Raw genomic sequence first — 6,483 nt, forward strand, 5'->3', positions numbered from 1 at the left:
AAGTGAATACATGAATAGCCTTGCTGAAATATTGGAATCCTATCGTTCTGCAGCTCGTAGTGAACGCGAAAAGGGCGACTATTTTGAGCGCCTAATAAGGGTCTTCCTCGAAAACGACGATATCCAAAAGCAATACTATTCCGAGGTGCTGCCTTTCGGAGAATGGGCCAAAGCAAATGGATGGAAGGGCAACGATACCGGTATCGATCTGGTAGCAAGGCTTGCTGACGGATCGGGTTATGCGGCGATTCAGTGCAAGTTCTACGCACCCACCCAGAGCATCCAGAAGCCTGACATAGACAGCTTTATTTCAGCCAGCTCAAACGATGTTTTCACGCGCCTGATCATCGCCGATACGACCCAGAAGGAGTTCGGTCGTAACGCCATCGAAACCCTCGACAAACTTTCCAAAGACTGGAATCGCATTGGCATTGCCGAGCTGGAAGCCAGCCGCATCGACTGGTCACAGTTTATCCGCACCGGTAACGTTAGCCTAGCCCCGAAAAAGCAGCTCCGTGACCATCAAAGCGATGCGCTACGGGCCGTTGTCGAAGGCCTTCAAATTGCTGATCGCGGCAAAATGATTATGGCTTGCGGGACCGGCAAAACGTTCACTGGGTTGCGTATCGCCGAGGCTATTGCCGGTCGAGGGAAGCGTGTGCTCTTTATGGTTCCATCTTTGGCCCTCATGTCGCAGACCGTGCGGGAGTGGAAGAACGATTGCCAGGAAGAGTTTACGGCATTCTCAGCCTGTTCCGATGCTAAGGTTGGCCGTAACGCCGACGCCGACAGCTTGGATCTGAATGTGCACGATCTAGCCTTTCCGGCCACAACAGACTCGGAAAAGATCGCCCGCCAGGTGCTGGATGCGAGTTCGGATAAAATGACGGTTGTCTTTTCAACCTACCATTCCATCGACGTACTCTCCAGGGCACAGAGAAACCATGGTTTACCTGAGTTTGACCTGGTGGTTTGCGACGAGGCACACCGAACCACGGGCGTCACGCTGAAGGACGAGGACGACAGCGCCTTTGTCCGCATCCATAGTAATGCGCACGTGGCCGCTAAAAAGCGCCTCTACATGACCGCTACACCAAGGATTTTTGGGGATGCTGCCAAGCGCAAGGCTGATGACCATGACGCTGAATTGGCGTCTATGGACGACGAGACCAAGTTTGGTAAAGATCTCTTTCATCGTGGCTTTGGCTGGGCCGTCGAGAATGACCTGCTGACCGACTATAAGGTGATTGTTCTAGCTGTCGATGAAGGTCTGATATCTACCACTATCCAGAACCGCCTGAAGAATGGCCCCGAGCTCACTCTGGATGATGCCACGAAGATTATCGGTTGCTACAAGGCACTGACCAAGGCGGACCTCGCCGCTGATGTTGAGTTTGATCCGCGCCCAATGCGCCGCGCACTCGCGTTCTGCCAGAGCATTGCCAAGTCGAAGATCATTGAGGATGAATTTGCAAAGGTTGTTGAGGAATACACGGCTAATGAACAGATCGACGATGCCCGCAATCTCGACGTTGAGGTCGAGCATGTAGATGGTAGTTTCAATGCCAATCAGCGCGAAACATTGCTTAATTGGCTAAAGGCAGATGCCGGTGACAACACATGCCGAATCCTCACCAATGCCAAGGTGTTGTCTGAAGGGGTGGATGTTCCAGCCCTTGATGCCATCATGTTTATGCATCCGCGCAAGAGCCAGATTGACGTTGTGCAGTCGGTTGGCCGCGTTATGCGCCGCGCCGAGGGGAAGAAACTCGGCTACGTCATTTTGCCGGTTGCCATTCCGCCCAACACAAAGCCTGAGGAGGCCCTTAATGACAACGAACGCTACAAGGTCGTCTGGCAAATCCTGAATGCGCTTCGCGCCCACGATGAACGCCTTGATGCCCGTATCAATCAGGCGAAAATAGGTGAAGACATCAGCGACAAGATTGAACTGGTGCGCATTTCCTCAGAGACCGAGCTGAAGGAATTGACTGCTGTTGTCGATGATTTTGCCACCACCAAAACCAAGTCCGCAAAGAATGGTGCGGGTATTGGCCAAGAAGAACCGAGCACACGACCGACTGTTTCCGAGCCCGTACAGGGCGACCTTGTCTTCGACGAGTTTACCCGCGCCATCATGGCCAAGATTGTCGATAAATGCGGTACTCGTGATTACTGGGATACCTGGGCAAAAGACATCGCCAAAATCGCCCAGACCCACATCACCCGCATCACCACCATTGTCGCCAAGGACGGGCCGGAGCGCAAAGCCTTCCTTGCCTTCCTTGACGAATTACAGGACGATTTGAATCCTGAGATTTCGGAAGCCGAAGCCATCGAAATGCTGGCGCAGCATCTCATTACCAAGCCGGTCTTTGATGCGCTTTTCAAGGGTAGCCGCTTCACAAAGGAAAACCCCGTTTCCCAAGCGATGGAGATCGTTCTCGGCCAGCTTCATGAGCATAATTTAGAGAAGGAATCTGAAAGCCTCGCCAAGTTCTATGCTAGCGTCGAACGCCGTGCGGCAGACGTAAAAACCGCCCATGGCCGTCAGTCCCTCATCACTGAACTGTACGATAAGTTTTTCAAAAATGCCTTCCCCGTGCTGACGGAGCGGCTAGGTATTGTCTACACCCCCGTCGAGGTGGTGGATTTCATCATTCATTCGGTCAATGACGTGCTGAAGGCGCAATTCGGTCAAACACTTGGCTCCAAGGGCGTTCATATTCTCGACCCTTTCACGGGCACCGGCACCTTCATCACCCGCCTGCTGCAATCGGGGCTGATCGCGCCTGACGAGTTGGAGCACAAATACAAGCACGAGATTCATGCGAACGAGATCGTGCTGCTGGCATATTACATCGCCGCCATTAACATTGAGACGGTCTATCACGAGCTTGCATATGGCACGTTGAGCGCGAACGCTCCCTATGATCCGTTCGAAGGCATCTTGCTCACCGACACTTTTCAGATGTATGAGCAGGAACGCGACATGCTCGCCAACCTCCTGCCAGACAATTCCGAACGCCGCACTCGGCAAAAGGGGCTGGATATCCGCGTCATCATCGGTAATCCACCCTATTCGGCGGGCCAAGGCAGTGCCAATGACAATGCGGCGAACATTCCATACCCTTCTCTCGATGCCGCCATCCGCGACAGCTATGCCGCGCATTCAACAGCCACCAACAAGAACGCCCTCTATGACAGCTACATTCGCGCCTTCAGATGGGCCAGCGAGCGCATTGGTGATGCGGGTGTTATGGCCTTCGTCTCGGGTAGCGCATGGATTGAACGATCGTTCGCCGATGGGATGCGTAAATGTCTGGCTGAGGAATTCAGTGACCTCTACGTCTTTCATTTGCGTGGTGATATCCGCAAGAACATGCTCTCCAAAGGCGCTGCGCGCGAGGGGCAAAACGTTTTTGCTTCGGGCAGCATGACCGGCATTTCTATCGCCGTTCTGGTTAAGAACCCAAAAGCACAGGAAAAAGGTGTCATCCATTTCCATGATATTGGCTCGGACCTTACGACGACGCAAAAGCTGAACATGATCCGCGACTATGCCTCAATTGATGGGATCACTAGTGCTGGCGATTGGAGCACGATCACGCCGGATGAGAACAATGACTGGCTCGATCAGGTGGATCGTAGCTTCGAAAAGTTTCTCATCATGGGCGCGAAACGCGGTGAGGAAGAGGGGCTGTTCGAGAACTATTCGAGCGGCGTGAAGACACAGCGCGACGCCTGGGCCTATAACTCGTCCCCAGGTAGACTCGTCGAAAACATGCGCCAGATGATCGAGTTCTTCAATCGTGAGGTGGATCGCTACGTCGAAGCAGATCAGCCTGAGAACACAGACAACTTTATTAATTGGGACCCCAAGCGGATAAGTTGGACACGTGCGTTGAAATGGGACTTGGAGAAGCGCAAGAAAATTCACTTTGACAGCGCGCACTTAATTCAAGGGCTTTATCGCCCCTTCCAAATACAGTGGTTGTATTTTGACCGTCGCACCAATGAGATGGTTTATCAAATGCCCCGCCTTTTCCCTAATGCGGACGCTGAAAATCGCGTGATCCAGGTGTCTGGAATAGGCGCCCGAGCAGGATTTTCCGCTCTTTTGAGTGGGAAGATGCCAGGCTTGGATACTGTTGAAAAAGGTCAATGCTTCCCACTCTATCTCTACGAAAAAACGAATTCCAACGGCAGCCTTTTTGCCGCAGCGGGCGATCAATCCAGCGGCCTTATCCGCCGCCATGCGATCACTGACGACGGTCTGGCGCATTTCCAAGCCGTCTATCTGGGCGAGACGATCACAAAGGAAGACCTGTTCTATTACATCTACGGCCTGCTGCACTCAGTTGACTACCGCGAGCGTTTCGCCAACAACCTCGCCAAGCAATTGCCTCGTATTCCGCCAGTGAAAACCTTTGCCGACTTCGCTGCTTTCCGCGACGCAGGTCGTGCTCTTGGTGATCTGCATGTGAATTTCGAAACCGTCGAACCCTACATGGTCACCTTCAAGGAAGGCGATCACCGCCTTATTAACGAGGCAGTGGCAAACCCGGTGAAATTCTACCGCGTCAAGAAGATGAAATTCGGCGCTAAGGGCAAGGAAAAAGACCGGACCACCGTCATCTACAATGACCATATCACCATGCAGAACGTGCCCTTAGCCGCCTATGACTACGTGGTCAACGGCAAGCCTGCACTGGAATGGGTGATGGAACGGCAGGTGGTCAAGACTGATAAGGACAGTGGCATCGTGAACGATGCCAATGACTATGCCAACGAAACCGTTGGCGACCCGAAGTACCCTCTCGAACTATTCCAGAGAGTCATCACCGTCAGCTTGGAGACGATGAAGATAGTGAACGGACTTCCCCGTCTGGAGATTGACTAATGGCTCTCCCCTTAAGCTATCGTTGGGGTAACGGCAAAACACTTGTAAAAACCGGTCACAAAGAAAATTGGGAGCTGTCCCCACGGGTTACAACCGAGGATCCAAGAGCGTTAGCGTTCCTGGACGCAGCGTGTGAGCTGAGGTTGTATTGGAAAGTATTTATGATTTTCAGCCTTCTCGGCCGCACCTTCTCTAGCCGGGATCATATGACCGGTCTCTACATGTATCCTGCATCTAGTCGAAGGAGGGCTTCATGGTCAGACTTACTAGCGTAAGAGTGGAAGGGTTCCGCCTCCTGGCGGACGCTGAAATCGCCATTGAAGCGAGCGCCACTGTCATTGTCGGAAGGAACAACAGCGGAAAAACGTCTCTGACCGAGATCTTCGATCGCTTCCTAGGTGAGCAGAGCGGGCGCTTCCGGCTTGAGGATTTCGCGGCGGTAGTACGACCGAAGTTCCTGTCTGCCAAGCGGCTTCGGGTAAAGGGTGAGTGCGCGCCCGATGAAGTTCTTGCCGAGTTGCCTTTCATCGCGTTGACACTGACGTTCTCATACGATCAGAATGCTGCGGATCTCGGACCCTTGTCGCCGTTTATCATTGATCTGGACCCGGACTGCACCACCGCTATCGCCAGGATCGAATACTCTCCCAGTCTCAATACGGTAGCATCACTTCTTGATTTTCCGGATCCGGCAGTAGATTCCGACGCCGCAGATGCTCTCTACTGCCATCTGCGCGAGGCAATTCCGAGAGCCTATTCAATCAAAACCTTCGCGATCGACCCGACCGATGAGACCAATCGCCGAACCTTTGAGAAAGCCAGCGAGCTGGGTGGGCTTGTGCACACTGGATTCGTTAAGGCTCAGAGGACGCTAGATCTAGGAAAGCGCGGCGATCCTGACGTGATAGGTAAACTCCTCAACAGACTGTTCCGCACGGCCAGTAGTCCCACGGCATCCGCAGATGACCAGAAAATTGCTGATGGCCTCAAGACCTCGGTCACTGTGCTCGAAAAGGCCATGCAAGATGATTTCGACGATCAATTGAAAGCCCTTCTGCCTGCTCTCAATACATTCGGATTTCCAAGTCTCAACGACACAGAACTCAGACCACAGACGAACATCGATGTTGAGAGCCTTTTGACTGATAACACGCGTATTCACTACACCGGTACGGACGGAGTTCACCTACCGGAAGGTTATAACGGGCTTGGGACACGCAATCTTATTTTCATTTTGCTCCAGCTAGAAGCCCTGCACAAGGCATATAGAATTTCAAGTGTGCGGCCCTCAACCCACCTTGTGTTCATCGAGGAACCGGAAGCCCACCTGCATCCACAAATGCAGGAGGTTTTCATCGCTCAGCTTAACCAAGCAGTTGCAAAACTTTCCGAAAAGTATCCGAACGAGCCTGTCTGGCAGGTACAATTCATCGTCTCGACCCACTCTTCGCATCTCGCCAACTCAGCTCAGTTCGACGCGATCCGCTACTTTTTGAATGAACCTACCGCGCAAGTAGGCGTCCGACGGACAAAGGTGAAGGATTTCAGGAGAGGTGCTGAAGTTATCAACCCGGAAGACC

Annotated in this window: 2 protein-coding genes; both read left to right on the forward strand. The window is 52.8% G+C overall.

Annotated features, from left to right (window positions below; all coding sequences use genetic code 11):
* The first annotated feature begins 10 nt into the window (after positions 1 to 10).
* Positions 11 to 4,903, forward strand: coding sequence for a DEAD/DEAH box helicase (locus FE840_RS20785; RefSeq protein ID WP_138289561.1), 4,893 nt, complete (start codon positions 11 to 13; stop codon positions 4,901 to 4,903).
* Between the two features lie 253 nt (positions 4,904 to 5,156).
* The coding region (locus FE840_RS20790) for an ATP-binding protein (protein ID WP_179028232.1) at positions 5,157 to 6,483 on the forward strand (1,327 nt) is incomplete at its 3' end.

Source organism: Peteryoungia desertarenae, from assembly GCF_005860795.2.
Classification (GTDB): Bacteria; Pseudomonadota; Alphaproteobacteria; order Rhizobiales; family Rhizobiaceae; genus Allorhizobium; species Allorhizobium desertarenae.

Excerpts from the sequence above, each read along its gene's own strand:
- FE840_RS20785 (WP_138289561.1), top strand. The coding sequence starts at position 11 with ATGAATAGCCTTGCTGAAATATTGGAATCCTATCGTTCTGCAGCTCGT.